Annotated in this window: 24 protein-coding genes and 1 tRNA gene; 9 read left to right on the forward strand and 16 right to left on the reverse strand. The window is 54.4% G+C overall.

Annotation, left to right across the window (positions count from 1 at the left end; translation table 11 throughout):
• The first annotated feature begins 23 nt into the window (after positions 1-23).
• Together FOM92_RS03855 and FOM92_RS03860 are read left to right on the forward strand one after the other, a co-directional pair.
• Complete coding sequence (locus tag FOM92_RS03855) at positions 24-1,223, forward strand: parallel beta-helix domain-containing protein (protein WP_143775449.1); 1,200 nt, start codon at positions 24-26, stop codon at positions 1,221-1,223.
• The gene (locus tag FOM92_RS03860; RefSeq protein ID WP_143775450.1) at positions 1,223-2,239 is read left to right on the forward strand and encodes an SO2930 family diheme c-type cytochrome; all 1,017 of its coding nucleotides are present in this window, start codon (positions 1,223-1,225) and stop codon (positions 2,237-2,239) included. The genes FOM92_RS03855 and FOM92_RS03860 overlap by 1 nt, the downstream gene beginning before the upstream one ends.
• Here FOM92_RS03860 and hspQ read toward each other — a convergent pair.
• Positions 2,233-2,583 (reverse strand): heat shock protein HspQ, encoded by a 351-nt coding sequence (gene hspQ / locus FOM92_RS03865; RefSeq protein WP_143775451.1) that lies wholly within the window; start codon positions 2,581-2,583, stop codon positions 2,233-2,235. The two genes, FOM92_RS03860 and hspQ, sit on opposite strands and share 7 nt — an antisense overlap.
• A 132-nt stretch (positions 2,584-2,715) precedes the next feature.
• Here hspQ and FOM92_RS03870 point away from each other — a divergent pair.
• Positions 2,716-2,805: transfer RNA gene (locus tag FOM92_RS03870), tRNA-Ser, on the forward strand.
• 305 nt (positions 2,806-3,110) lie between these two features.
• Here the strand turns inward: FOM92_RS03870 and FOM92_RS03875 are convergent.
• A complete protein-coding gene (locus FOM92_RS03875; protein ID WP_143775452.1) occupies positions 3,111-3,368 on the reverse strand; it encodes a hypothetical protein in 258 nt (85 codons plus the stop codon).
• Positions 3,369-3,573: 205 nt separating this feature from the next.
• On the opposite strand from FOM92_RS03875, the gene FOM92_RS03880 reads away from it, so the two are divergent.
• The gene (locus tag FOM92_RS03880; RefSeq protein WP_143775453.1) at positions 3,574-4,380 is read left to right on the forward strand and encodes a DUF4145 domain-containing protein; all 807 of its coding nucleotides are present in this window, start codon (positions 3,574-3,576) and stop codon (positions 4,378-4,380) included.
• 30 nt (positions 4,381-4,410) lie between these two features.
• Here the strand turns inward: FOM92_RS03880 and FOM92_RS16225 are convergent, their stop codons facing one another.
• A complete protein-coding gene (locus FOM92_RS16225) occupies positions 4,411-4,731 on the reverse strand; it encodes an HGGxSTG domain-containing protein (RefSeq protein ID WP_143775454.1) in 321 nt (106 codons plus the stop codon).
• 223 nt (positions 4,732-4,954) lie between these two features.
• Between FOM92_RS16225 and FOM92_RS03890 the strand changes: the two genes are divergently transcribed.
• The 3 genes from FOM92_RS03890 to FOM92_RS03900 all read left to right on the forward strand — a co-directional run bounded on the left by FOM92_RS03890 (position 4,955) and on the right by FOM92_RS03900 (position 7,088).
• Positions 4,955-5,449, forward strand: coding sequence for a hypothetical protein (locus FOM92_RS03890; protein ID WP_143775455.1), 495 nt, complete (start codon positions 4,955-4,957; stop codon positions 5,447-5,449).
• 486 nt (positions 5,450-5,935) lie between these two features.
• Positions 5,936-6,406 (forward strand): zinc ribbon domain-containing protein, encoded by a 471-nt coding sequence (locus tag FOM92_RS03895; protein ID WP_143775456.1) that lies wholly within the window; start codon positions 5,936-5,938, stop codon positions 6,404-6,406.
• 325 nt (positions 6,407-6,731) lie between these two features.
• The gene (locus FOM92_RS03900; protein ID WP_143775457.1) at positions 6,732-7,088 is read left to right on the forward strand and encodes a Rap1a family protein; all 357 of its coding nucleotides are present in this window, start codon (positions 6,732-6,734) and stop codon (positions 7,086-7,088) included.
• 10 nt (positions 7,089-7,098) lie between these two features.
• Here the strand turns inward: FOM92_RS03900 and FOM92_RS03905 are convergent, their stop codons facing one another.
• The 11 genes from FOM92_RS03905 to FOM92_RS03955 form a co-directional block, all read right to left on the reverse strand.
• A complete protein-coding gene (locus FOM92_RS03905; protein ID WP_143775458.1) occupies positions 7,099-7,341 on the reverse strand; it encodes a hypothetical protein in 243 nt (80 codons plus the stop codon).
• Positions 7,342-7,343: 2 nt separating this feature from the next.
• Positions 7,344-9,653, reverse strand: coding sequence for a phage tail tape measure protein (locus FOM92_RS03910; protein WP_143775459.1), 2,310 nt, complete (start codon positions 9,651-9,653; stop codon positions 7,344-7,346).
• 293 nt (positions 9,654-9,946) lie between these two features.
• Positions 9,947-10,822 (reverse strand): hypothetical protein, encoded by an 876-nt coding sequence (locus FOM92_RS03915; RefSeq protein ID WP_143775460.1) that lies wholly within the window; start codon positions 10,820-10,822, stop codon positions 9,947-9,949.
• 62 nt (positions 10,823-10,884) lie between these two features.
• Positions 10,885-11,604 carry a DUF2213 domain-containing protein gene (locus FOM92_RS03920; RefSeq protein WP_143775461.1) on the reverse strand — a complete coding sequence of 240 codons (720 nt, stop codon included), beginning with the start codon at positions 11,602-11,604 and terminating at the stop codon, positions 10,885-10,887.
• 544 nt (positions 11,605-12,148) lie between these two features.
• The gene (locus FOM92_RS03925) at positions 12,149-13,618 is read right to left on the reverse strand and encodes a YfjI family protein (protein WP_143775462.1); all 1,470 of its coding nucleotides are present in this window, start codon (positions 13,616-13,618) and stop codon (positions 12,149-12,151) included.
• Complete coding sequence (locus tag FOM92_RS03930; RefSeq protein WP_246087139.1) at positions 13,618-14,595, reverse strand: DUF7146 domain-containing protein; 978 nt, start codon at positions 14,593-14,595, stop codon at positions 13,618-13,620. Before FOM92_RS03930 ends, FOM92_RS03925 begins: the two co-directional genes overlap by 1 nt.
• Positions 14,592-14,909: a hypothetical protein gene (locus FOM92_RS15915; RefSeq protein WP_170226783.1), complete on the reverse strand. Its 318-nt coding sequence runs from the start codon at positions 14,907-14,909 to the stop codon at positions 14,592-14,594. Before FOM92_RS15915 ends, FOM92_RS03930 begins: the two co-directional genes overlap by 4 nt.
• Positions 14,906-15,088 carry a helix-turn-helix domain-containing protein gene (locus FOM92_RS03940; RefSeq protein ID WP_143775464.1) on the reverse strand — a complete coding sequence of 61 codons (183 nt, stop codon included), beginning with the start codon at positions 15,086-15,088 and terminating at the stop codon, positions 14,906-14,908. Before FOM92_RS03940 ends, FOM92_RS15915 begins: the two co-directional genes overlap by 4 nt.
• A gap of 79 nt (positions 15,089-15,167) precedes the next feature.
• On the reverse strand, positions 15,168-15,764 hold the full coding sequence (locus FOM92_RS03945) for a hypothetical protein (protein WP_143775465.1): 597 nt from the start codon (positions 15,762-15,764) through the stop codon (positions 15,168-15,170).
• Positions 15,765-15,859: 95 nt separating this feature from the next.
• Positions 15,860-16,054 carry a hypothetical protein gene (locus tag FOM92_RS03950; RefSeq protein WP_143775466.1) on the reverse strand — a complete coding sequence of 65 codons (195 nt, stop codon included), beginning with the start codon at positions 16,052-16,054 and terminating at the stop codon, positions 15,860-15,862.
• A 25-nt stretch (positions 16,055-16,079) separates the two neighbouring features.
• Positions 16,080-17,324 (reverse strand): tyrosine-type recombinase/integrase, encoded by a 1,245-nt coding sequence (locus FOM92_RS03955; RefSeq protein ID WP_143775467.1) that lies wholly within the window; start codon positions 17,322-17,324, stop codon positions 16,080-16,082.
• Positions 17,325-17,598: 274 nt separating this feature from the next.
• Between FOM92_RS03955 and FOM92_RS03960 the strand changes: the two genes are divergently transcribed.
• The gene (locus FOM92_RS03960) at positions 17,599-18,321 is read left to right on the forward strand and encodes a polysaccharide biosynthesis/export family protein (RefSeq protein ID WP_143775468.1); all 723 of its coding nucleotides are present in this window, start codon (positions 17,599-17,601) and stop codon (positions 18,319-18,321) included.
• A gap of 164 nt (positions 18,322-18,485) precedes the next feature.
• A complete protein-coding gene (locus tag FOM92_RS03965; protein ID WP_143775469.1) occupies positions 18,486-19,424 on the forward strand; it encodes a crotonase/enoyl-CoA hydratase family protein in 939 nt (312 codons plus the stop codon).
• On the opposite strand, the gene FOM92_RS03970 is transcribed toward FOM92_RS03965, so the two are convergent.
• Positions 19,417-21,921 (reverse strand): ATP-binding protein, encoded by a 2,505-nt coding sequence (locus tag FOM92_RS03970; RefSeq protein WP_143775470.1) that lies wholly within the window; start codon positions 21,919-21,921, stop codon positions 19,417-19,419. The genes FOM92_RS03965 and FOM92_RS03970 overlap by 8 nt on opposite strands.
• Positions 21,918-24,065, reverse strand: a complete 2,148-nt coding sequence (locus tag FOM92_RS03975; protein WP_143775471.1) for an EAL domain-containing response regulator — start codon at positions 24,063-24,065, stop codon at positions 21,918-21,920. The genes FOM92_RS03970 and FOM92_RS03975 overlap by 4 nt, the downstream gene beginning before the upstream one ends.
• Positions 24,066-24,100: the final 35 nt, after the last annotated feature.

The following is a 24,100-nucleotide window of genomic DNA, read 5'->3' on the forward strand; positions in this document are numbered from 1 at the left end:
GCGGCATCCTGCGCCCCATGAGGATGAGGAAAATCGCTATCGCCAGCGCTGCAATCTGCGCGCTTATTCAACCGGCATTTGCCAAAACCATAACGGTTGCCGCAGGTGAAGGCGCGCAGGAGCGTCTGCAGGAGGCGCTGATCACGGCGCAGCCCGGTGATACAGTCGAATTGGGGGCAGGGCGTTTTCCCCTGACCGACGGGCTGTCGCTCGACGTCAATGGCGTGACGGTCAAGGGGCAGGGCGCGAAGGAAACCGTGCTCGATTTTTCGAACCAGAAAGGGGCGGGTGAGGGCCTGCTGGTTACTTCGGACGATGTAATATTGCGTGATTTCGGGGTGGAGAACAGCAAAGGCGATGGCATCAAATCAAAAGGTGCCGACCGGATCGTCTATCACAAGCTGCGCGTTGAATGGACGGGTGGTCCCAAAGCCACCAATGGCGCCTACGGCATTTATCCGGTCGAGAGCAAAGATGTGCTGATCGACCGCGTCGTGGTTCGCGGGGCTTCCGATGCAGGTATTTATGTCGGCCAGTCGCGCAATATTGTGGTGCGCGAATCCATCGCTACCGAAAATGTCGCCGGTATCGAAATCGAAAACAGTTTCGATGCCGATGTGCACGACAATATCGCGACCCGAAACACCGGGGGTGTCCTGATTTTCGACCTGCCCAATTTGCCGCAAATGGGTGGGCATAATGTCCGTGTGTTCGACAATATCATCGTCGATAACATGACCCCCAATTTTGCACCCAAGGGCAATATCGTCGCCAATGTTCCGACCGGCACCGGCGTGATGGTCATGGCCAACCGCAATGTCGAGATTTTCGACAATCTGTTGGAAAGCAATGGAACGACCAACATCATGGTTGTCGGCTATCGCTTTCCCTATCAGGACCCCAAATATGATCCCCTGCCACGTGATGTGGTGATCTGGGATAACCAGCATGGTAAAGCGGGCTGGGACCCGCAATTTCGCGGCGGCAAGGAAATCGCCGCAGCCATGGGGGGAAGTTTCCCGGCGATATTCTGGGACGGGGCAGGCGGGCCGGAGCGGGCACCTGTCATTTCCGATTCCGTACCGGCACTTTCCCTGGGCCTGACCGACATTTCCGCCGATCCTGCCACGGCAAAGCCAGTGCCGCTTGCACCATCGGATAAACGTCCGGCGGCGTTGCCCGCGATCGTCCTGCCGGCGGCGATGGAGGCGGCGGTCCGTTAATGCGCCTGTTATTGCCATTCATGGCCTGCTTTGCCGCGGCCGTTGGTCTGGCAACACCGCAGGGACAGGTTTCGGACCAGCAAATTCTGGGGTCCACCTATCCGGCGACGCTGTCGGCCTATGGTTTCTTTGACGGGGCGGCGAACCGTCCGTCACAGCAATTGATACCCTATCAACTGCGAACGCCCCTGTTTTCCGACTATGCGGAGAAACAGCGGTTCATCTATCTGCCGGAAGGGACGCGAATAACATCCGATGCGAGCGGAAAGCTTGCATTTCCTGTGGGCGCCGCGCTCATCAAATCCTTTGGATATCCCGACAAGACCGGCGCGCTGCACATATTGGAAACCCGCCTGTTGCTGCATCAGCGCGATGGCTGGGTCGCCTTGCCCTATATCTGGCGTGATGATGGCAGCGATGCGGACTTGCGCGTTGGCGGTAAACGCATTGCGGTTGACGTTGACCTGCAGGGAACACCGACGTCGATCAGCTACGCAGTCCCGAACAAGAACCAGTGCAAGCAATGCCATTCCTCGGACGGGCAAATCGTACCCATCGGACCATTGTGGCAGAATTTGGAGTTTTCAAAAGGCAGCGACCGGAAAAAGCTGCTCCAGTGGATGCCGCAACTGGCCAAATTGGAGGCATGGGGGAAATGGAATGATCCCTCAGGCGGCACGCTTGACCAACGGGCACGCCATTATCTGAAGGTCAACTGCGGCCATTGCCACGCGCCCAAGGGTTCGGCGAGCAATAGTGGCCTGTTCCTCGACGGATCTGCCGTGGACGGTGCGGCTTATGGCATCGGAAAGCGACCGGTTGCGGCAGGGCGGGCAAGCGGCGATTTCGATTTTGTCATCGAGGCGGGCCGGCCCGAGCGGTCAATATTGATCCACCGCATGAAAAGCACCGATCCGGCTATTGCCATGCCCGAGCTGGGCCGTGCGACGGCACATGCCGAAGGCGTCAAACTGCTGGAAGAATGGGTGGCCGCAATGCCGCCCGCACATCACTGACGCATGGAGCGTTTCAGCTCGTAGCGCGAGCCCGTCCAGCCTTCGAACACCGCGTTGATGCCCGGATGGGTAATGGGACCATGTTCTACATCGGGCAGCAGATTTTGCTGGCTGACATAGGCGATGTAGCTGCTTTCGGCATTTTCGGCGAACAGATGGTAAAATGGCTGGTTCTTCGCAGGCCGTACAGGCTCCGGAATCGACTCATACCATTCTTCGCTATTGGCAAAGACAGGGTCGATGTCGAACACGACGCCCCGGAAATCGAATATCCGGTGACGCACAACATCGCCAATTGCAAATTGGGCTTCAACAACTTCGGGAGCGGGAACTTTTTCGGTCATAGCGGCAATATCATATCAATGTGTCCGCAAATCAACCTTGTCGCTTGGCAAAGCGAAAAACATCGGCTAATGGCCCCGCTCTGTCTTCAGGACGCGCCGGTTTTCCGGCACTGACCAGTCCTAAAGATTTGCGGAGAGATGGCTGAGTGGTCGAAAGCACCGCACTCGAAATGCGGCGTGCTCGTGAGGGTACCTAGGGTTCGAATCCCTATCTCTCCGCCATTATCTATTGAAAAATATAGATAATTAGCGGAAATTTGGAAGCGTTACCAAAATAGTTCCACTATAAGTCGTGCGCTAGGGATTTTCCCCGCATGCTTGCAAGTTTAAATGCTCGATCGCGCGCGTCACCATAAAAGCTAGATATATTAGCTTCTTAGGCATCCTGCTGTGTATTCAGAGCAATGATTGCTAACAATGGGCCTTTGATCCGAGCGCCGAATATTTTTCACTATTATATTCCGAAGGTCATCGGCTCTGACCTCTACTTTTCTAAACCCTACATGGGGTTCCGAGATGGAATTCGTTCATTGCGCGAGCATAATATCCGTTTCGAGCGAGCGAACCTTGCTCTCAAGATCGTCAATCTTTTCTTCGGCTTCTTTGATTTGCTTTTCCGCTTCAGTCACCCGAGCAAACAATCGTCGCTCGTTTTCAAATGAGGCGCCCTCAAAGTTTTTGGTTTCCGCACGGACTATTTCCCGAATTTCGTCTTTGGAGTGCGCCCTGGGAAGGCTGTCACAGCCAGAAAGTACAAGCGCAAAAATTATGATTATTGACCGCATTCGCTAAGTTTATCCTTCAATTATGTGGGATTTTATCAACCGTCTACTGCTATCGCAATCCAGTATTAACATATCATGCGCCTTGCATGTTCAGGGTGCGATTGCAGGATAGTGATCAAGTATTTCTTGCGTGCATGTGCGGCTTAATTCAAAGTCTTGCCTGCAATCTTATTTAATTCTCGAACGAGCAACGATCGGTGTAAAAATGTCATTCAGTTGGAATTGTCCATTTTGTTCAAGTACTCAAACTGTCGTGCCTGATAAGCATACTGTTTATGACCACCATATAAAATTTGAACATCAAGCTGAGGGGCTGATGATGTCGAGAATGTCCGCGACTAGTTGCGCAAATCGAAGCTGTCAGCGAACATCGTTTAGAATTCAAATAGGCGGCGCAACCTATACAGGCTCCAGTTGGACGTTCAAATCCGGTTCGATTTTGTTCAGCCAACAAATAGTTCCGCAAGGAACGGCCAAGCCGCAACCTTCTTATATCCCGTCTGCAATTGTAGAAGATTATACGGAAGCCTGTCTTATTCGAGAACTAAGTCCCAAGGCAGCCGCAACGCTTATTAGGCGGTGCATCCAAGGAATGATCCGAGACTTTGCTGGGATATCAAAGCCACGACTTATCGACGAAATAAAGGCACTTAGGAAAGCTATCGACGACGGATCTGCAGATCGTTCAATATCTATCGAATCAGTAGACGCGATTGATGCTGTCCGAAGTATCGGTAATATTGGAGCGCACATGGAGCGCGATATTAACGAGATTGTAGAGGTCGATCCTGGCGAAGCTCAAGCGCTGATTGAACTAGTCGAAATGCTGTTCGATGAATGGTACAGTGCGCGTGAAAAGCGAAGGAAGCGGCTGAGCAGTGTGCTTAACATTGCAGACGACAAGAAGGCCACAAAAAGCGGAGTCGTTGTAGCTAACGCCTCAGTCGTCAACGCTATGCTCGGAATGCCTCAGGCCTCGGATTCTGATAACGATGTTGCTGGCGCTGATTAGATTAATTTGTCAAATCGCAGTTGCCGTAATCTAGCCGTTCACAAGGGGTTCCGACCATCTGAGTGTAAGATTCGCACGAGCGCGGGCAATGCCCTCAGTTGACGTCGGGCCGGTCGACCGCCCGCCGTGGAACTTGCACCGGCCATTCAATTCCAGATCGACGCGATTGCATGGCTCGCCTTTGCGGTTGCGGGCGCCGCACTTCATTCCAACCAGCACCGAGGGCAAAGGATTGTGAACGGGTTTTGAATTGTGGCGATAACCAGTCGCAGCCCACGCCTTATGGCGATTTGCGCTCTCTTCCCAATGTTCGCGCCAAAGTTTACGCAATTCCCGTGTGCCGTATGTCATGTCGCTTTTATAATTCCGAAAGTTGCCTAGTCCGCCGCCGCTAAATTGTTGATTTTACGATTTGGGGGGGGGCGCTACAGTTGCTACATTGCTACAATTGGCCGATAAATCTAATGGCATTTGGGGGAATCATGACCGCTGTTAAATCGATTTGTTTAGCCGTGAGCGTCTGCTGCGCCGGCAATGGGCCGATGACCGCTTGCCGTGTATTATTGAGGCGATAATGTCCCAGTTTTTGGAATTGCAGGTTGATATAATGATCACGCTTTGGGTGCGCTCCCATGGCTCAGGCAAGGGATATTCAAAACATCAGTTATTAGAGGCTGAGCGCAGATCAAAAAATACGAAAATCGGTCCAGTAAGCAAAGCCAGAGTTGATGCTGCACTAGATGATCTAATTGGAAGGGGCCACGTATGCGAGGATGACCTAGACGAAAATGCTGAAGTGCTTTTTAAAATAACAAAAAAGGGAATTTTCTGGATCGAAGACTGGCATCGAGTTGAAAAGGTGAATGGCGGATTTTTGTTTCACCGCAGAAGGGATGGGCAAATTTTTGTCGATTCGACTTACAATGAAGTCGTCCAAAGAAAGCTGAAATCAGCAGCCGTGCAGGTCGATTCAATCAAGAATGCGGATGCCCATTTTTGGACCAAATGGGGCGCGATACTGACGGGCATTTCGATCTTTGTGGCGATTGTTCTAGCTGCGATTTTTTAGTGTTTGCCATTTTCTTGTTCGCCATGGCTGACTGCGCTGGTCAATTTCTCTAACGGATGACTAAACTCAAAATAGATTTGGGGAGGTTCGATGAGAAATCTATTAAAACTTATGTTTATAGGATTGTTTATCTCGGCAACTCCATCGCATGCAGTTTTGAAAAGAGAGGCCCAGATTAGATATCAGACGCAACAAGGCCCATCGAAGTGGTACAAAGTGCAGGTCAATTTTTTAACAGGGCAAGAGTTGTCGACGGCGACTAGCAGTTTGAGATATTCCATATTTAAGAGTTATGCTGTCGTTTTTTGGGGCGAGAACGAGGCAACTGTTATCGAGTTAGGTGGCTATAATTTCTGCAGTGGCGAATACACTGAATCTTGCTTACCAATTTTAGGCCGGTCGAAGGGCACCGATAACGAGGGGCGTGAATGGGAGATTTGCACCGGAATAATTTGTTGAAGGTCAATCTACCTTAGGATTTCCAAAATGAGCCAAGTTAAGTGTCCCAAGTGCGCAGAATTGATTCAAAAAGACGCGAAAGTTTGCCGGTATTGCGGCGCCAAATTTAACAGTGCAGCGGGTACCGTTATCGGCGCGATTGCCCTTGGCGGACTGATACTTTTGTATTTTGGATCGAGTAGCAGTGACGTGGCTACACCAGCCAGCATTGAGACATTGTCGCCGCAGGTGCGCCAGCAATGCGGTGAACTTATTAGCAATGCCCTTAAATCCGGTGTTATCACTAAGCGCCCGAGCGCAAATCGAATTGAATTCGCCGACGCCACTTGGGCGACGATAGACGCGGATACCAAACGCAGTACAATGGCGGCAGTCTCTTGCGACGCATTTGGCAAGACGTCCGGTGATTTGGATTTCAACCAATATGTAGTGGTCTATGGTTCCACAAGTGGCAAACGATTGGCGATGCTCACATCCGCAGGATTTGATTTCGAATGATTTTCCCGCTCATCTAAAACCGGATGCGGCTTGGCTGGCAATTGATCCATTAGCGTGATGTTTATGACGCCGCGCTCTTTGGGATAGGTATAGCCCGCCAGCCCTCGCCATATAATCCAGGCGAACGAATTGCCCTCTCCCTGCCACGAAAGCTTGTCGATGCGGTCTGGGTCAAATGTGATTATCGCGAATCTTTTGCGGGCCATTGTCACGCAATAGGAACAAAGAACGAACATTAGCAAGATTTTGTAATGCAGCCTTGCCATGCGAGCGATTATCAATCACCAATATAGCAAATTTTTGACAGACATGGCGGGGAGACGCGATGAGGAAGCTGGTCATTCAAATCACGCTGCTGTGGTCCATATTTTTTGCTTCTCCGGTGCATGCCGAACAAACAGCCGAATACTTTATAACGAAAATTGACGGTCCGGATCTGACAACCGCCGTGATGGCCAAGCAGTTGCTTAACGCCTATGCGATAGGAATTACTTGGGCTGAATGGGATGCTGTAAAGAGAGGGGCTTCGCCTGTCATCTGTATGCCCGATAAACTTGCTTTAACGGTCGATCAGACTGTGGACATACTTCGCAGGGCTATGACAAACAATCGATCGATTGCGGAGGCTCCCGCAGGGCTGGCACTGATGGAAAGTTTAAAATCGACTTTTCCATGTAAATAGTCTCTGGAATTCAAAGACCACTCTCAATCCTGTCCGCCGTTCGCCTAAGCATCGCGACAAATGACGGGCGGGCATTGTTCCCCTCCCACAGCCTTTGCATCATCCAAGCCGCGCTAATCAGCGTTCCCGATACGTCGAGCGCCATGTCGCGGGTGGCGCCAAGCGAGTGCATGCGTTCGGTTAGGATCGCGACGATCTCGCCAGCCGCCTTTTGCATGGACTCGGCTGCAGCCATTTCTTGTTCGCTATGCATGACTATCTCCCAAGGCTCGGCCGCTGCCCGCGCCGGAAAGTTTCCGCCACGGCCATACTTGTAAGCTGCGGTTCGGCGGCTCGAACAACTTCAACGGCAACGCCAGCCGAACGGGAATCAATCCGCGCGTCAATGTCACCCGACAATTCGACCCGAAGCGCAACGGCTTGGGCCGTCTGTGTCCCGCTGGGCTGCGTAAGGTTCATCTTCGACAAAGGGACAATGGATCCAGCCACGTCGGGCCGGAAAAACTCTGGGCGCGTGCCTTCATTGACTCGATAAATCTGGCCCGCACTCACAGGCCCGCCGGAAGCGCGGCCAGGTGCACCGAATAGCCCACCTATTGCGTTGCCCACACCGGAAATAAAGCCTCCCAATCCGCCGCCGCCTTCTTTCAAACTTTCAAGCAGGGGCTTGATAAGCAGCAACTGGGCTCCGGTTTCAATCAATTGTGCGGTTAGCCGTTTGAATGCATTTTCAAGCACGTCGCCAACATCGCCCCCAAAGGCGATGGTGCGGGCCAATTCGGAATTGAGATCCTTTAGGGCGTCGACGGCAAATTCCTCGGCCTTGTCGCCAAAGTTCAATTTGCGAAGGTCTGCCAGATAGCTTTGGGCTGGGCCAGCGTTGTCCCGTGCCAAGCCCTCTTCGTCCAGCAGCCTACGACGCTTAAGACGCGCACGGGCCGCGTCGGCGTCGGCTATTTCGCCGGCAGCGATTGCGGCTTCCAATTCCTTTTCGGCAATCTGATATTGCAGATCGAGCGACTTTTCGGCGAGGCGCTGGCGTTCCTTACGATTGTCGGCATAGGCGGCCTCGCGGTCGGCGAGTTCAGTCTGGTCTGCCAGATCGTCCAATTCCAGCCGCGTGCGCTTTTCTTGTGCCTCTCGCGCTATTTGGGCCGCGTTGTTCGTGGCTTCGCGTTCGGCGATGGCTACGGCAATCTGCGCGGTCTCGTCGTTCAGTTTGAGAAGCTGGGCGCGTATTGATTTATTCTTCTGGTCGGAAAGAATATTGGCTTCCTCGGCAATGCGGTTGGCTTCGATGCGCTGCTTTTCCGCCGCCAACAAATCGGCGGGATTGCCTGTCAATTGCGCGCGTGCGACCGCCACGTCGGCAGATACGCGGTCGAGTTCGATTGCCCATTCATCCAGTTTTTTAGCGACTTGCTTGGCAGGCTTGTCGAATAAGTCGATTAGGCTGCCCAACGCTTTGATATCAGCGCCAGTTCCAGCGCCAGGGGTGCCAAGGCCGCCAATGCCCAGAATGTCGTTTAGGCCCGTCCCTGCGAAGTTCTTGCCCGCAACAAAGCCACCGCGTCGACCGGTCGGCGAATATCCACCGCCCCGCACAGCGTTAGCGCGCATTTCTTGCCTGCCGACGTCGGCGTCACGGCTCCGAATGGCTGCGCCGGTGCTAAAATTGGTGCCGGTCACCTTCTCGAATAAGTTACCAGGACGATTGGCGGCCACCTTGTAAAACTCATTCAACCCCGTAATCGCTTTGCCAGCGGCGCCAACAACTGCGGTTAAGGCATCGGCAAGCGCCAAAATGGCGCCGGCGTTGTCTGATACGGTGCCAGCGATTTTAGCCGCCAACACCTGCCGAACGGCGTCTAACTTGTCCGCCGTTTCATCGGCTTTCGCGATCTGCTCACTCGAAAGCACAAGGCCAAGCTTTTGCGCGGCATCGCGCAACTGATTGACGCCCTTCGATCCTTCCGAAAGCAAAGGCAGCAACTTGGCGCCGGATTTACCGAAAAGGTCGAGCAAAAGCGCAGATTGCTCCGCTGGGCTTTTGATTTTCTGCAATCCGTCGGCAATCAACGGGATTGCGTCGCCGGTGGCAATAACATTGCCCTTGGCATCTTTGAGGCTGATTCCAAGCTTTTCGAAGGCTTCGACTTGGGCTTTTGTCCCATTGACCCCCTCGCCAATGCGCCGCGTTAGTTGGCCGAGCGCCATATCCACTTCTTCGGTAGCGAGTCCGGCCTGCGATCCGGCATAGCGGTATTCCTGCAGCGCGCTTGTGGTAACGCCTAACTGTTGCGCGACTTCCCCAAGTGAAGAGGCATAATCCAGCCCAGCTTTGACGGCTTGCACCACCGCATCGACGCCGAGTGTCGCAACGAAGCCAGCGGCTGCACCTTTGGCCAGCGAGAAGCTGGAACGCATGCTTTCGCCCATTTTTAGGCCTCGCTTTTCAATTGCACTAAGGCGCTGATCTGCAATTCGTTCGGTTTGGCGCAAAGCGGCATTATACTCTTTTGCATCAACCGATAGCTTGATCACGAGGGGGTCAAGTTCTGGCATGAATTATTCCTGCTAATTCTAGGGACGCACTAAATTACGCGAACGAAGCCAAAGCCAAAATCGACTGATTTCATGCTTAATAAACGCAGCGCAGATGAAGGGATTTGGGAACATTTTAGGGAACACTTTGGAAATTTCGATGATGATAAGCATTCTAGCGATTTCGCGGCGGATAAAGGTTCCGCCTAAGGGGTGCCTTCGGTCGGAAAATGAAAGAAACCGACCGAAGGCTATCGCCCCGCTATACGCGCCAGCGGAAGGCGCGCAGCAATCAAGACGAGGCGAATTCATGATTAGACTCCAGGGTGCCGAAACGTGGTGACGGGTTCGGGCGCCTTGGCTAACTTGGTGACCGTGATGCCGGCGATGGCGTTAAGGCGCTCGGCCTCTTGTGGCGTAATCTGGATATCGGTTTCGCCGTTCGAGATTTGGCCTTTACCAATCGAACCGTCGCGAAACTGGCCATCAAACTGGTTAGGCTGGCCATTCGATACCTTGGCGCGATGCCAGATATATGGCGAAGGCTGGGCCGCATTTTTCTTTGCCCGTTCCAAGGCAAACAAACGCTGTTGGCGTAACCATTCGCCATGATCCACAGCACGCGTGGGTCGTGGCCATGCCATTTCGAATGATCCAAGCTGCGGCACTTGCATTTCGGTCAAGCGGCGCGCCTGGTTGACGCCATAACGGAACATGCCGTCACAGCCACGCGCCACGGCCTCGGCGCTGCTATCGTAAAGCCCTGCTGCCTTCATACGCGCGTCATTCGATTGGATCGCGTCAAATAGCGCGGTCATTCGGTCGACGATTTGCGGCCACTCGGCTTTGATGCGTTCGGCGAGTGCGTCGCGTTCGGCTAATGCGTCTTTGCGTTCTGCCTCGGCACTTGCCCGCTTGTCGGTTTCCTTGCGGGCCTGCAGCTTGGCTTCTAGGTCGACTATTGCCGCGTCAAGCATTGCCGCATTACGCGCCGCACGTTCCGCACCTCTAGCCGCTTCATCGCGGTCGGCTTGGGCCAGCCGGAAGTTCACTGCGTCGGCGCTCTGGCTTACGTGCAATGCCGCCTGTGCATCGCGCTCGGCTTTCGTGTCTACAATTAGCTGCTCGATATCAGACGTGCGGCTTCGCACGCTGGCGCTGGTCAGGCGTTCAGATAAGGTCTTTGCCATGAGTCGGCTCCCATGATTTTAAGGAAATGTGGCAGACCGCGTTCAACGTGCGGCCCATTCGGTCACTGGTAACGCAGCCTGCGAATTGCAGCCGTCGCGTCGGATCCGTAATGGTCGGCCATGCTGGGCTGAGTCGGATTTTCACTGTCGGCGGCCTCAATCATCGGAGCGCCAGCGTATCGGGCGGCGCTGAATGCCTTTGCGTCGGCCATGCCCTTTGCGCGATAGTCAGCTAGATTCTGTTGCCTTGCGTCACCAATGCGCAGTTCGGGGCCTCCGCGAGCCTCGGCCACTATCGCGATATGGTTGGCCTTTATGCCGACCTGCTTGGCCTGATACGGGGTGCCGTCGGGTGCAACGCCATCGCCCCATTGCAGTTCGCAGCTATATCCAGCGCTTAACTGTTTGGCGGTGCCAGAATCGATTGCGCTAATCGCGCTAGCGTCCGCAACCATCATGGGGATTTCAAGAAACGCGCCATTGCGGGCAACGCGTCCTTCGGTAAAGCCGACGCTTAAGCGCTTCCAGTTATCTGCGGTAACAGGTTCGCTTGGGTGGCCCAGCGTGATTGATTTGTGCGCAAACGACGCCATTGCGTCTTCGTGGAAAACTTCGTCTTCGGACCGGTAAACGGTCACGCTTGAAAGGTCGGGGCGTCCAACTTCGCTGCCTAAATATACTTGGGTGCCTGATCTGGCAAACTTAACGACGGCGGCTAGTCTGCCGTCCGGTAAGCGGCGCACGCTTTCAATGGGTGCGCGGTCGACGAAAGTCATGGTCATTATAATTCTCCAATGGGGCCAGGCGACGAATTCGCGGGGCCGGTCGGTGATGTGCAATTGCACTAAGTGTCGCACGGGTCTTACCCACGGCAGCTATTTCACAGGGTCGATTAGCCAAGCAGGTTCATTTGGTTCGCTGTGGCAATAGGCAGTCATCATCGCCTTCAGCCTGTGTCGCATTGGGTTACGGCGCATTAAAGCGCGCTCGGCCAAAACGGCTTCTTTGCCCGCCTCATTGACCCAGCGCCCAATTACCCGCCACGAACACCGATAGTACCAAGGCGCCTCGCGCCAGCCGAGAATAGAGAATGCTCGGCTAAAGTTCTTTGGCATCGGACGGCGGCAAATGTTGATAATTGATGGGTCCTGCTGTCGCCAATCTGCAATCGTGCATTTGGTTGGTGTAGCACGCCTATTGGGCGGCCATTTCCGCCCATGTAACGATGTAGTGATGTAATGTGGCGGTGAAATTGTTTCATCGATTTGCATTCCCAAGAGATAGAAATTGAGGGCAGCGTCATTACAGACGCTGCGGAACGCCCACTTAGGTTTTCATGATATGCCAACGCCTGTCCGGTTCGATGACGGCCAGCCAGCCATGATCTATCAGTGTTGCAATTGCGTTCAAGCGCAACGGTTTGCTCGACCTTGTGACGTTTGGCCCGCGTTGCTGAATATCCCGCATTGAAACTTCATTTTGCGGCCAGCTATCGCAGAGCCATTCCCGCAGCTTTTCGGCGATCTGGGTCTCTTGCGAAACGGTTGCAATGTTGGCCAGCCGTGCGGCCTCTGAAAGGTAGAAGCGCGCTAGCTTAATCGCGTCGGCCATGAACGATCCGTTGACCTGGGTAGCGGCGATATCATGCCATAACGTAAGCACACCCGCGATCCGCGCTGCCTGCTCGGCTGACTTACTTGCATGGCCACGGATAGGTTCATAAATCCCCCCTTTTGCTTGGGCGATTTCGATTTCGTCACTATAGTCGATTAGCAGCGCCCGCGCATCGGCAGCCAGCAACAGCGTTCGTGGCTCTAACGCCCTTGTTTCTGGGTCCATTGGCAATTTGCGTGCAAGAATGCTGCGCATCCTAAACTCGAAATGCTTGGCGGCAGCACCCAATTCCCTAGCATTATGGTGCAGTCGTTTGCCAATGTTGGAGGGCGGCTTGCATATTAAGCAGCGAGGTAAGAATCCGCTTCCGTCCGCCAAAGGATCGGCCAGTAAGCCGTCGGCGATAACAGGTTGGATCATCAAGTGTAGACTTAGGCGGCGGCCATAAAGTGTTATGCTTCCATCGCCGCTCCGCGTCCGCTTGATCGGCTTTGCCATCCATAGGTTATTCAATGCGGCAAGCGTCTTTTGAGCGTTGTCTTTCGACATTGCGTGGCCGCCCAGAAACTGCCCGCCTTCGTCGGAGAACAGCCCAAGTGATGGCTGGCCGGTCGCGAACAGCTTAGTGAGGCCTTCGAATGTAGGTTCTGTTACCAGCCGATCGGTCGACGGTGGCTCGACAGGCGCCGTGCCCAATGCGTTCAAATCAGCGACGCTAGCTCTGCCCGACTTAATCTTGTTACGAACAGCTTGGAGACTCTCGTCATAAAATACTTTGGCATTAAACCATGCTTGGCGAGTGGGAGCATTTTCGCGGATCTGCTCTTTTTCAAAATCCTCGACCGGCTTCATGACTGGCTCATCGCAACTACTTTTCCGTTCGCCGGATTCAGCGACAGTGAGGCAGAACAGCGAAAGCGGTCGGTTTCCCCCAAGCGTCTCGACGTCTGCAAATCCTTGCACGGCAAGGGCAGCAGCGGCCAAGGCCGATTGAGCGGGCAGGGCGACCGGCGCTTGGGTTTTACCCTGCAATGCCCGCACGATACCGCTGAGGCCCGACGCGTCCAGTGCATCAATCGGATAATCCGCGATTGCTGGATATTCCGGCATGATCGGGATTGGCTGGCGAGGTGCAATTTCCGATGCATCGCTTAAGCGCGATTTTAGATCTGACGTGACCATTATTCACCCGCCCTTGCTGCAACCGACATTGCTTCGGCGTTGAAATCTTTATGGCCTAACGCTGGACGAATGATGCGGACAGAATAACCCTTGGAGGCGAGAGACTCGCCGCATTCTTGCGCAGCCTTCCGGCCAGGTGCGTCGTTGTCGGCGCCGATAATTAACTTGCGAACGCTTTCTGGCAGGGCAAGCGCCGCAAGATTAGACGTGCCAGCGGTCGCCCAAGTAGGCTGCCCTAATTCTTGCGCCAGTGTCAGGCCATCCTCTAAGCCTTCGCAGATCGCGACCGTATCAATCGGATTGCCGATCCTAATTGCACCGCCACGAATGCTGCCTAACGATAACTTTGGCTTTGCGACCGCAGCTTTGCCGATGCCAACGGGGTCGAGATAGGTTCGCTGAATTCCGATAGGTTCACCCGCTACATTTTGCACAAGCGCGACGAGCACCGGATATTGCGGCCCAGATTTGCCGTAATGCAGCCGGGTGAAGCGTATTGTCGGCGGCAGGGGCATGGTGATGGCCCGCAACCGCAGATAGGCCTCCGCTGGCGTGCCCGTGGCGTCCTGTGCGGCTTCCCAGATCGCTAGCGCTTCCGGCGTCCGATCATCCTTCGGCGCGCGGTCTAAAATCGCGGGCGAATAAACAGCCTTTGGCAACATATCGCCGCCCAGCCGGTCGACGGCTTCAGGAAATGTGTATCCATACGCTTTTCGCACAAAATCGATCACATCGCCCTGCCAACCGCAGCCGAAGCATTTCGCGCGCTCATCGCCAGCATAGATCGTAAAGCTTGGAGTGCGTTCGGAGTGGAAAGGGCAAAGGCCTTTCCATTCTCTGCCAACCTTGCGGAGCTTCACCATCGTGCCTGCAATAGTCGACAATGGATTGAGTGCCCTTACGGCGTCAACATCGACTGGATTGCGTAGCAATGTAGCGGTTGTAGCGGGGGGTGTGGAAAATTGCAGCGCGGTCACTTGCTGATCTCGCCACGCAACCAGGCATCGGCTTGCTCGATTGAATATGAGGGGAGGGAAGGCTGGCCATCGCCGATCAAATAGATCGGATAAACTTGGCCACTTTCGCCAGCGCGACGGGCGGCGTTTGCTATCATGAACGGGTGAATCGGCTGGCCGATTTTAAATTCATGATCGCCTGCCAACAATTGCAGCGGCATTGGGTTGTTGGTCCATTTCCAAAGCAGCGGCTGGGCGCATTTAACGCGGCCTCCGGTCGATTTTTGCAGTATTTCACGGCAAAGTAATTCGACACTTTCTTGCTCGCGACTCATGCTGCGCCACCTTCGATCAAACGGCGCAAGCTTTCCGCTTTGACAATTGTGCGTTTGCCTATTTTGACGGTTTCCAAGCGACCGTCTTTAATCAGTTCGTACAGTTTGGTGCGCTTGATAGAAGAAACGGCGCAAGCATCGTTTACGCCGTATCCTAATGGGCTGGGTCTATTGTTCATTTTCGGTTTCCCTTGTGCGTTATTGCACGGGAGACCAATTAGTCAGGCAGCAGACCGCCTTGGGGGATATAAAATTTGGTTAGCGAAAAAATTCTATCAAGGCGTCGCCTGACCCAAAATGATTCAGCTTCCGGTCGCCGTGCAACCTCATATCGTTCGCACGGCTCAGAACCGGATCAATCCATTGAGTTTCAAGCAATAGGTGCTCTAACGGTCTTGACATATTGATAGCATAACGAACCGAGGCTAAATGTCCGTTCATGGCTGCCGCAAGATGCAAAACAGGGCGGAATCGACGCCAATATCGTTTGTAGATTTGCTTTCTGTCATCTTCGCCTGTGGCATAAGTTGCCAGTCGCCGAGCGACGGTTCCCCACGATACCGGCCAAGGGGCGATCTCGATGCCATCTTTCACAATTGATAGTGTTGAAATTTGACCTGCATTGAGTGCCTCAAAGAATAACTGATCAATTCGCCGCATTCGGGATTGCGTAGTTTTATTCTCGACGGCTTTCCCGCTCTCATACCTCGGCGTCTGACCGCAGAGGCGTTGGAGATAGCCATATTGAGTGTGCACGGCCCGCTCCCTTTGCTTTTCATCGTCGGGATAAGCCAACCACGCAACGATTTGCCGCGCGGCTGCATGGTTATCGGTGGAAAGACGAACAATCGGCATTAATACTCCGCCTCCCAAGCGGATCCCAAGTTATGACGGGGAAGCGCGTGGGATGCGCGCTTGTCGGATGGCCTGCCTATCCCCGCCAAAGACGATCAGTGGATCGTGCGCTGCCTATCCGCTGTGATCTGGTTCAACATTTCGAGAGACTCGGCCTGATCGGCTAGCGAGCATCCGATAAATTTACGGACAAATGTGACCGTTTGGCCATCGCTGAGAACAGCGCCGCCCACAGATTCAAACTGTTCAATCCACTCGGCCGCAACTTGCATTTGATCACGATTTGGCATTTCAATTCCCTTCTACAAAAAGATGTTATCCAGCCGATCCGCGAATTGGGCTGACATTGGATTCGGTGCCGGTGCCGGCCTCACAAAAAGCCGCCCAATCTGCCATTAGTCGGCGGCGCTTTTCAAACAGATCCCCACGTCGATAAGCGGCCTCTGATTTGTTGCCTATAGTGTGCGCCAGCGCCATTTCGCAGACTTCGTGAGCGTACGCAGTGCATTCGGCGCTCCAATCCCGAAACGCGGATCGAAAGCCGTGCACGGTGCAGTCGACCTTCATACGGCGCAATAGCATCGACATGGCCATGCCAGACAACGCGCGCCCCTTTTCTGCAGGAAAAAGCCAATCCTTACCCTGTGCCTTAGTGATCTTTAGAATCTCGATCGCACGGGCGGATAGGGGGACTCGATGCTCCTTGCCCGCTTTCATCCGCTCGGCTGGAATAATCCAAATAGCCTTATCCATATCGACTTCGCGCCATGTTGCGCCAAGGGCTTCGCTTGTGCGCGCCGCTGTCAGAATAACGAATTCAAGCGCCAGCGCTGCCATTGCCTCCCGTTCCCGCAATTCGGCGATGAATGCACCGATTTCGGTATAGGTCATCGCCTTGTGATGGCCGCGCTGCAGTTTGGCGCGTTTTGGCAATATCTGGGCAATATGTCCGCGCCAGCGGGCAGGGTTGTCGCCTTCGCGGTATCCCCGCGCCTTAGCTGCATCAAGCACGATTTCAATACGACCGCGTAATCGGCTGGCTGTTTCCGGTTTGTCTTGCCATATCGGTTCCAGAATTTTCAAGACGTGCGGTGTGCCAATGCTTGCGACCGACAAATCACCGATAATAGGGTAAACATAGGTTGATAGAGTGTTGCGCCATTGCTGCCGATGCTTGCCATTGCGCCAGCCACCTTCGTTGGCTTTTATATACGACTCGGCGACTTGCCTGAATGTGATTCGGGAAATCTCTGCAGCCTGCGCGGCGGCGACCGCCTCTTCGGCCTCGCGTTGGCGCTCCGCAAGGGGGTCAATACCTGCTTTCACCTTTAATCGCAGTGCGGCTGCCAGATCGCGCGCCGATGATAACGATATGGCATCATGCCCAGCGGTGCCTAAACCAATATCCCGCGATTTGCCCTTTAGCATAAAGCGGTAGACCCACGACCGAGATCCGCTTTCCTTGACGAGCAAGTAAAGCCCACCACCATCGGCGTGTCTTCCTGGTTTGGCCGACTTCACCGTCATTGCGGTAAGTGCATTGCTCAATTTTCGAGGCATGATTTCAAAATTCCCTAAAAGGTTCCACAATAATACGCCGGTTTTAGGGGAACGCAAGCGGACAATAGCGGATAGCTGTGGAATAACGTACGGCGCTGAAAGTTAAAAAAGTGCCGTAAAATATGGCAATATCGACAATTAACGGACAATAACGAACAAGGTAGTTAGGCGGACTATCTCTCCGCCAATTTTGGTGGTTCAGCTTATGGCAAAAGGGGTGGCTTTACGGTGCCGCCTTCGCTAGCACGCGTGCATTCTTATTTGGGATTTTCATATGCGTAACCGATTCTTGCTTCTCATTCTATCTACCGCGCTTGCCTCTTGCGGCAGCTCGCAACTGGGCGGTGCAGGCAGTGTTTCGGACGTGAAAGTCGTGGAAAGTGATGTGCTTCCCGAGCCTACGCGTCTTGATTTGTTCGAGCAGAATCGCCCCTATCTGATTGGTCCGTTTGACAAATTGACCATCGATGTGTTCGGCATTGAAGAGTTGAGCAAACAGGAAGTCCAGACCGACGCCGGCGGACGTATTTCTTTCCCCTTGGCCGGTATCATTACGGCTGCGGGCAAAACGCCCGGCGAATTGGAAGAAGAGATAGAGAGCCGTTTGCGCGGCCAATATGTTCGCGATCCGCAGGTGACCGTCAATCTGAAAGAGACCGTTAGCCAGGTTGTGACCATTGACGGTCAGGTGCGCGAACCCGGCCTTTATCCCGTTATCGGCCGCATGACGCTGATGCGTGCGGTTGCCGTCGCCAAAGGTACGGCGGAATTTGCAAAGTTGGATGATGTCGTCATTTTCCGCACCGTAAACGGCCAGAAAATGGCCGCGCTCTACAATTTGAAGGCGATCCGCCGGGGTTATTATAACGACCCGGAAGTGTTCGCGAACGATGTCGTCGTCGTCGGGGATTCGCAGGCCCGCCGCCTGTTCAAGGATGCCCTGCAAATTGCACCGACATTGCTGACGCCGCTGGTCTATATTCTCACCAATAACTGATGTTTCATCACGGTCGGGCCTAGCTTTTTTCGGCGATAGGGTCGATTTGCGACGAGTTGAACCGGTGCAGATTGGATTTGATATATTTGATCTTGTTCTTCAAAATAATATGCTATGGTTGAATTCTGGTTGGGGTGGCCAGACACTGATTTATCGGGGGCTTTATGGCGTTCCACTCCCGCGTCGTTGATGGCGCATTAGAAAAACCGGTTCTGGCGATGCAGGAACGCATGCTTGGCGTCCCCATCACCGAACGGAATTTTCGCGAAATATCGCTGCGTCACGACAAGGAAGACCGCATTTTCTGGTGTTTCATGGACCAGACAGGCCGTCCGAGCTATACCTACAGCTTAGGTGCCGAGATTCAGCAGGTTCAGGACTGGATTGCGAACAACTACACCCTGCCGGCCAATGGCGGCCCCGACGATTTGCGCTATTTTGTCTGCGGATCCAAAACACCCGGTATCTACAATCTGGGCGGCGATTTGCGGCATTTTGCGGAATGTATCCGCAACCGCGATCTGGCGGCGATGCGCACATATGCGGAAACCTGTGTTCGCATGCAATTTGCCAACGCAAACGGCTTCGGCGCGCCGATTATCACCATGGCACTTGTTCAGGGCGATGCCCTGGGTGGCGGTTTCGAACATGCGCTTGCATTCGATATTCTGGTCGCGGAACGGAGCGCCCGCATGGGTCTTCCGGAGATTATCTTCAATCTGTTCCCGGGAATGGGCGCCTACAGCTTCCTTCTGCGCAGGGTAGGACGCAAGGTTGCGGAGAACTTCATTCTAGAAGGCAAGATTCACAGTGCGGAAGAACTGCACGAATTAGGCATCGTCGACATCTTGGTCGAGGATGGTCAGGGCGAGGCCGCGATCATCGATTATTGCCAAAAGGGGCAGGCGCGCTTTGCAGCGGAACGGGCGGTCTATCTCTCGCGGCGGGTGACGAGCCCCGTCGAACTTGAAGAATTGCTCCGTATTACAAATATTTGGGCGGAAACCGCCATGACCTTGACCGAGGCCGATGTCCGCAAGATGGAGCGGCTTGCCGATGCCCAGGAACGGCGCATCCAGCGGAGTCTGAAAGCCGTTACTTGACCGCGGCGAGCGGGGCTGGTGCGGCGTAACTGTCCAGCATCGCCTTCAGCGCGTCGAGGACTTTGTCGAGTTCGGATTCTATTTTTGCCAGATAGACAAAGCGGTTTTCGTCAAACTCCGCTTCGGTAACCCGTTCCAGACGGCCACATATCTCACCCAGCGTTTTCGCGCCCATATTGTTGCTCGAACTCTTGAACGCATGGGCGCAGAAGCGGAAATCGCGGACTTTCCCCTGATGAACCGACTGCCGCAACGGTTCCAACGTCTGTGCGGCGTCTTCGAAAAATCCTTCGATCATGCCGCGCACGAACTGGTCGTCACCGATGGACTTCAAATAGCTGAGCTGGCTCGCATCAATCGCATCGGAAACGGCGTGCTGCTGCGGGTTCAGGGGCACGACGACCTGCAACGGGTCGCTGGCATCCGCAATGACAGGCACATTTTCAGGATCACCCCCGCATAGCTGTTCAATTGCCGACAGCAGCAATTTTGCGTCAACGGGCTTGGTAATACGCATATCCATGCCCGCCGATTTGCAGCGTGTTTCGGTTTCGGCGGTCGCGTCCGCAGTCACGCCGATAATCGGCAGATGTTGCCGCCCGCCCTCGATCTGCCGCCACATCATGCAGGCATCGATACCGTTCAGCCGGGGCATGTTGATATCGAGCAGCAATATGTCAAACGATCCGGATTCAAGCGCATCCAGCGCCTCGTCCCCGTCGGTGACCATGACGACTTCATGACCTGCCGAACCTAATATGGCGCCCAAAACATTGCGGTTTGTGCGGTTGTCGTCGGCCACGAGTATCTTGCGGCTGCTATAGCTGACCGGTGCTGCAACCTCTTCGCTGTCGCCGTTGCGGAAATGAGAAGCGAAGGAACAGCCTATACGGATGGCGCTGCGCAATTCCGCAAAATTGGCGGAAGCGGGCAGGATCGAGGCGAATGCGGCGCGCAACGCCACCTCCTGCAGATCGAAATCGCGGTCGTTGGAAATAAGAACCGGTGCAACTTCGGCTGCGGCAAATTGTTGCCAGATCGGGCTGTCGGGGTCGATTTGCCGCGCAAGATCGTGGGAGATAAGCGCGACCTTGAACCGTTGCAGGCCCTGATTGGCGATAATCGACGCGAGTTGCTCCGACGACTGACAGTTCACATGCTGCAGGATGAAATTGTCGGCAGAACGCGCCTCGCTCAGCAATTCGGGCGCAATTTCGCCGAAGGAGACGATGTGGACGATGTCCGTCGTGCTCGACAACCAGTCGGTCTCTTCGGCGGCAACCATCTTTACGGGCACTTCAATGCGGAAGGTGCTGCCCTGGCCAAGGGTACTTTTGGCCGATATCCGACCATTGACCTGCTCAACAAGCTGTTTGCAGATCGCAAGGCCGAGCCCCGTGCCACCAAAGCGGTTCAGCACGGTATCGTCGGCCTGCTGGAAAGGCTGGAAAATCCGTTCGATTGCGGCCTCGGCAATGCCAATTCCGGTGTCCGAAACGGTGAACCAGATAATGTCTTTACCGCCCTCATTCGCAAAGCCGCTGTGCACCGAGATGCTGCCCGCTTCGGTGAATTTCAGCGCATTTCCAACCAGATTGAGCAGAATATTGCGCAAGATATCGGTCGGCCCCTCGACCGGACGATCGGACAGCGGCTCGGCTTGCAAGTGAATGGCGAGCCCTTTGTCCTCGATCCGGACGGCCATGATGTCGCGGATTTCGGTGAGCAGTTCTGTCGGGCGGAATGTCGAGGTTTTGATCTGTGCCGATCCCGTGCCTGTTTTGGCGACTTCAATCAGTTGTTCGATCAGATGCAGCAGATGTTCGCCTGCCAACACGCTGGCCTCGACCATGTCTTTCTGGTTGCGGGGCATATCGGACTGGCGCAGATGATTGCCATATCCGATGATGGCGTTGAGCGGCGTGCGCAGTTCATGGCTGACGCTCGCCAAAAAGTAGCTTTTTGCCTTGCTGGCCAGTTCTGCCTGTTCTTTCGCCAGGGAAATCTTGCGGATGAGCGTCGAACAATAGGCCGGGATGATCAGCAGCGCGAGAGCAAGGGCGCATCCCAGATAGAGATTCTGCTGCCAATAATCTGTCGACAGGACAACCACGCCAAATGTCAGTGTCGACAGCGCAGCCGCGATAAACAGCCATTTTACGCCGTATCGGAAACCATTGCCCAATATCATCCACAAGATGATGGGGTAGAAGATCGACATATGCTCCGGCTCGCGCAGCATCACTGCGAAGGCCATCATCACATCGAGGATGATGGCGGCAAGCCACCGTTCGCCGGGTCGCCAGATTTCCTTCTTCTGCATCGCATACAAGGCGGCATTGAAGGACAGATAGGTAAAGAATGCCGTGAAAATCACGACGTCAAAGGCAAAGAAGTAACAGCCAATCCCGGACGCCCCGCCCATCACGAGCCGGTTGCGCAGGATTTCCTGCTCCGGACTGAGATCGGCCCGGAGTTTTTTCAGATAGGCAATCATTGAACGCCCGTTTCGGGCCGGGATTTGCCCGCCCCGAACAAATCGCGCAATTCAGTGACGGCAAGCGGACGACCGAGGAGATATCCTTGGACTTCGTCACAACCCGAAGCGCGCAGAAGCGCGAACTGCGCCTCATTCTCGACGCCTTCGGCCACCACCCGCATATCGAGCGCATGCGCCAAATGGGCAATGGTCGAAATGATCGCGCGGTCGGCGGAGGAATTTTCGATGCGGGCAATAAAGGTCTGGTCGATCTTCAACCGCGTGGCAGGCAGGTCACGCAGATATTGGAGCGACGAATAGCCCGTTCCGAAATCGTCAATAGAAATGCCGATCCCGCCGGACTGAAGCGTTTCCAGCTGGTCATGCACTTCCTGATTATGGTCGAGCAGAAGTTCTTCGGTGATCTCGATCGAAAGCTTGCCGGGCGCGATATTATATTTGGCCACTTTCTCGAGAATTTCAGCGCTCATATTGCCGAACTGGAATTGCTTGGGCGAGACATTGACCGCCACGGGGGGAAGGGTAATTCCCTGCGCCGCGAACTCGGCAATTTGCGCGCAGGCCCGGTTCACCACCCATTGGCCGATATTGCCGATCAATCCGGAATCATTGGCGACGCGGATGAAATCCTGCGGAACCAGCCGCCCGCGAACGGGATGCTGCCAACGGAGCAGGGCTTCGAGGCCTGCATATTCGCCGCTCGCAATGTCAACAATCGGTTGATATTCCAGAAAAAGCTGGTCGCTGTGCAGGGCATCGCGCAAATCGCTTTCGACGCCGGCATTCAACTGGGCAATCTGGTTCATCCGCGGCGAGAAGAAGCAGAATCGGTTGCGACCGGAGGATTTGGCTTCATACATCGCAAGATCTGCCAGGCGCAGCAGTTCGTCCGATGAATTGCCATCTTCAGGGATCAGGGCGATACCGATACTCGCCCCGATCAATTGTTCTACGCCGCCAACGGAATAGGGTTCACCAATCTGCGTCAGCAATTTCGAACAGATTGCGACGACTTCTTCCTGGCTATCCAGATTTTGCAGGACGATGGCGAATTCGTCCCCGCCGATCCGCGCGGCAAAACCGTTATTGTCGAGGGCATTGCTCAGCCGTTCGGCAACCTGGCGGAGCAGCATGTCGCCCGCCTGGTGGCCGCGCGTATCGTTGATGACCTTGAACCGGTCGAGGTCAAGAAGCAGCAAAGCCGCGCCTTTTCCGGTGGTATTGCAGTTATCGATGGTGATACGCATCCGGTCCGACAACAGGGTGCGGTTAGGCAGGCCCGTCAGCATGTCGTGCAGCGCCAGATGGGTCCGGTGTTCCTCGGCAAATTTGCGCGCGGTGATATCGAGACCGGTGGTCAGGATACCGATGGTCTGATTGTCTTTGTTCAGCAGGGGCGATTTGTTGCAGTGGAAGGTGAGCTCGACATCTTCACTGATGAATTTTTCTTCATAGTTCGGAATCGAAATGCCGGTTTCCAATATGACATTGTTGCGGCGCTTTTCCCGTTCCACCAGATCGGGCGGTAATATTTCCGAAATCGACTGGCCAACCAGTTCCTCCGGATCGCGGCCAAAAAGGGCGGCCTGATAGGAATTTAAGAAAAGGAATTTACCATTGCGGTCGGTGGCATTGATCAGGATCGGCGTGGTATCGATGATCTGTTCGAGCATCGATTTCCCGCTGGGTTCATTGCCTTCCTCATCTTCGTCCGAACTCGCACGGTTATTGGTGGCGAGCGATTTTTTGAGTTCCTGCTGTTTCTGATACTGGCCCAGCAGCAAAATGGCGCGGTCGCGAAACTCGATATGCGACACCGGACTTTGCAGGAAGTCGGTTGCACCGGCATCAAGGGCGCTGATCCGGCACTCACGGTCCTGCCGTGCTGTGATGATGATGGCGGGAATGTGCGCTCCGACCGTGCGTGCGCGAAATTTGGAAATGAACGTGGCGCCGTCCATTTCCGGCATGCGGTAATCGACAATCAGCAAATCCGCATGTTCGGTTTCAAGCCATTTCAGCGCTTCCACGGCGCTGTGGAAGCAGGTCGCGGAGTATTCCGGACCCATCATAGCGACATATTGCGCATAGACACGCAAATTGGTCGAACGATCATCAACTATGACTATGCGCGCCTGCATAATGCTCGCGATAGTCGGAGAACCTCAAGGATTGG

It is taken from the genome of Sphingorhabdus contaminans, from assembly GCF_007280415.1.
GTDB lineage: Bacteria > Pseudomonadota > Alphaproteobacteria > Sphingomonadales > Sphingomonadaceae > Sphingorhabdus_B > Sphingorhabdus_B contaminans.

Excerpts from the sequence above, each read along its gene's own strand:
- FOM92_RS03855 (WP_143775449.1), top strand. The coding sequence starts at position 24 with ATGAGGAAAATCGCTATCGCCAGCGCTGCAATCTGCGCGCTTATTCAA.
- FOM92_RS03895 (WP_143775456.1), top strand. The coding sequence starts at position 5,936 with ATGAGCCAAGTTAAGTGTCCCAAGTGCGCAGAATTGATTCAAAAAGAC.
- FOM92_RS03910 (WP_143775459.1), bottom strand. The coding sequence starts at position 9,653 with ATGCCAGAACTTGACCCCCTCGTGATCAAGCTATCGGTTGATGCAAAA.
- FOM92_RS03965 (WP_143775469.1), top strand. The coding sequence starts at position 18,486 with ATGGCGTTCCACTCCCGCGTCGTTGATGGCGCATTAGAAAAACCGGTT.
- FOM92_RS03925 (WP_143775462.1), bottom strand. The coding sequence starts at position 13,618 with ATGGTCACGTCAGATCTAAAATCGCGCTTAAGCGATGCATCGGAAATT.
- FOM92_RS03955 (WP_143775467.1), bottom strand. The coding sequence starts at position 17,324 with ATGCCTCGAAAATTGAGCAATGCACTTACCGCAATGACGGTGAAGTCG.
- FOM92_RS03915 (WP_143775460.1), bottom strand. The coding sequence starts at position 10,822 with ATGGCAAAGACCTTATCTGAACGCCTGACCAGCGCCAGCGTGCGAAGC.
- FOM92_RS16225 (WP_143775454.1), bottom strand. The coding sequence starts at position 4,731 with ATGACATACGGCACACGGGAATTGCGTAAACTTTGGCGCGAACATTGG.
- FOM92_RS03970 (WP_143775470.1), bottom strand. The coding sequence starts at position 21,921 with ATGATTGCCTATCTGAAAAAACTCCGGGCCGATCTCAGTCCGGAGCAG.
- FOM92_RS15915 (WP_170226783.1), bottom strand. The coding sequence starts at position 14,909 with ATGAGTCGCGAGCAAGAAAGTGTCGAATTACTTTGCCGTGAAATACTG.
- FOM92_RS03860 (WP_143775450.1), top strand. The coding sequence starts at position 1,223 with ATGCGCCTGTTATTGCCATTCATGGCCTGCTTTGCCGCGGCCGTTGGT.
- FOM92_RS03920 (WP_143775461.1), bottom strand. The coding sequence starts at position 11,604 with ATGACCATGACTTTCGTCGACCGCGCACCCATTGAAAGCGTGCGCCGC.
- FOM92_RS03900 (WP_143775457.1), top strand. The coding sequence starts at position 6,732 with ATGAGGAAGCTGGTCATTCAAATCACGCTGCTGTGGTCCATATTTTTT.
- FOM92_RS03880 (WP_143775453.1), top strand. The coding sequence starts at position 3,574 with ATGTCATTCAGTTGGAATTGTCCATTTTGTTCAAGTACTCAAACTGTC.
- FOM92_RS03905 (WP_143775458.1), bottom strand. The coding sequence starts at position 7,341 with ATGCATAGCGAACAAGAAATGGCTGCAGCCGAGTCCATGCAAAAGGCG.
- FOM92_RS03940 (WP_143775464.1), bottom strand. The coding sequence starts at position 15,088 with ATGAACAATAGACCCAGCCCATTAGGATACGGCGTAAACGATGCTTGC.
- FOM92_RS03945 (WP_143775465.1), bottom strand. The coding sequence starts at position 15,764 with ATGCCGATTGTTCGTCTTTCCACCGATAACCATGCAGCCGCGCGGCAA.
- FOM92_RS03875 (WP_143775452.1), bottom strand. The coding sequence starts at position 3,368 with ATGCGGTCAATAATCATAATTTTTGCGCTTGTACTTTCTGGCTGTGAC.
- FOM92_RS03950 (WP_143775466.1), bottom strand. The coding sequence starts at position 16,054 with ATGCCAAATCGTGATCAAATGCAAGTTGCGGCCGAGTGGATTGAACAG.
- hspQ (WP_143775451.1), bottom strand. The coding sequence starts at position 2,583 with ATGACCGAAAAAGTTCCCGCTCCCGAAGTTGTTGAAGCCCAATTTGCA.
- FOM92_RS03890 (WP_143775455.1), top strand. The coding sequence starts at position 4,955 with ATGTCCCAGTTTTTGGAATTGCAGGTTGATATAATGATCACGCTTTGG.
- FOM92_RS03975 (WP_143775471.1), bottom strand. The coding sequence starts at position 24,065 with ATGCAGGCGCGCATAGTCATAGTTGATGATCGTTCGACCAATTTGCGT.
- FOM92_RS03960 (WP_143775468.1), top strand. The coding sequence starts at position 17,599 with ATGCGTAACCGATTCTTGCTTCTCATTCTATCTACCGCGCTTGCCTCT.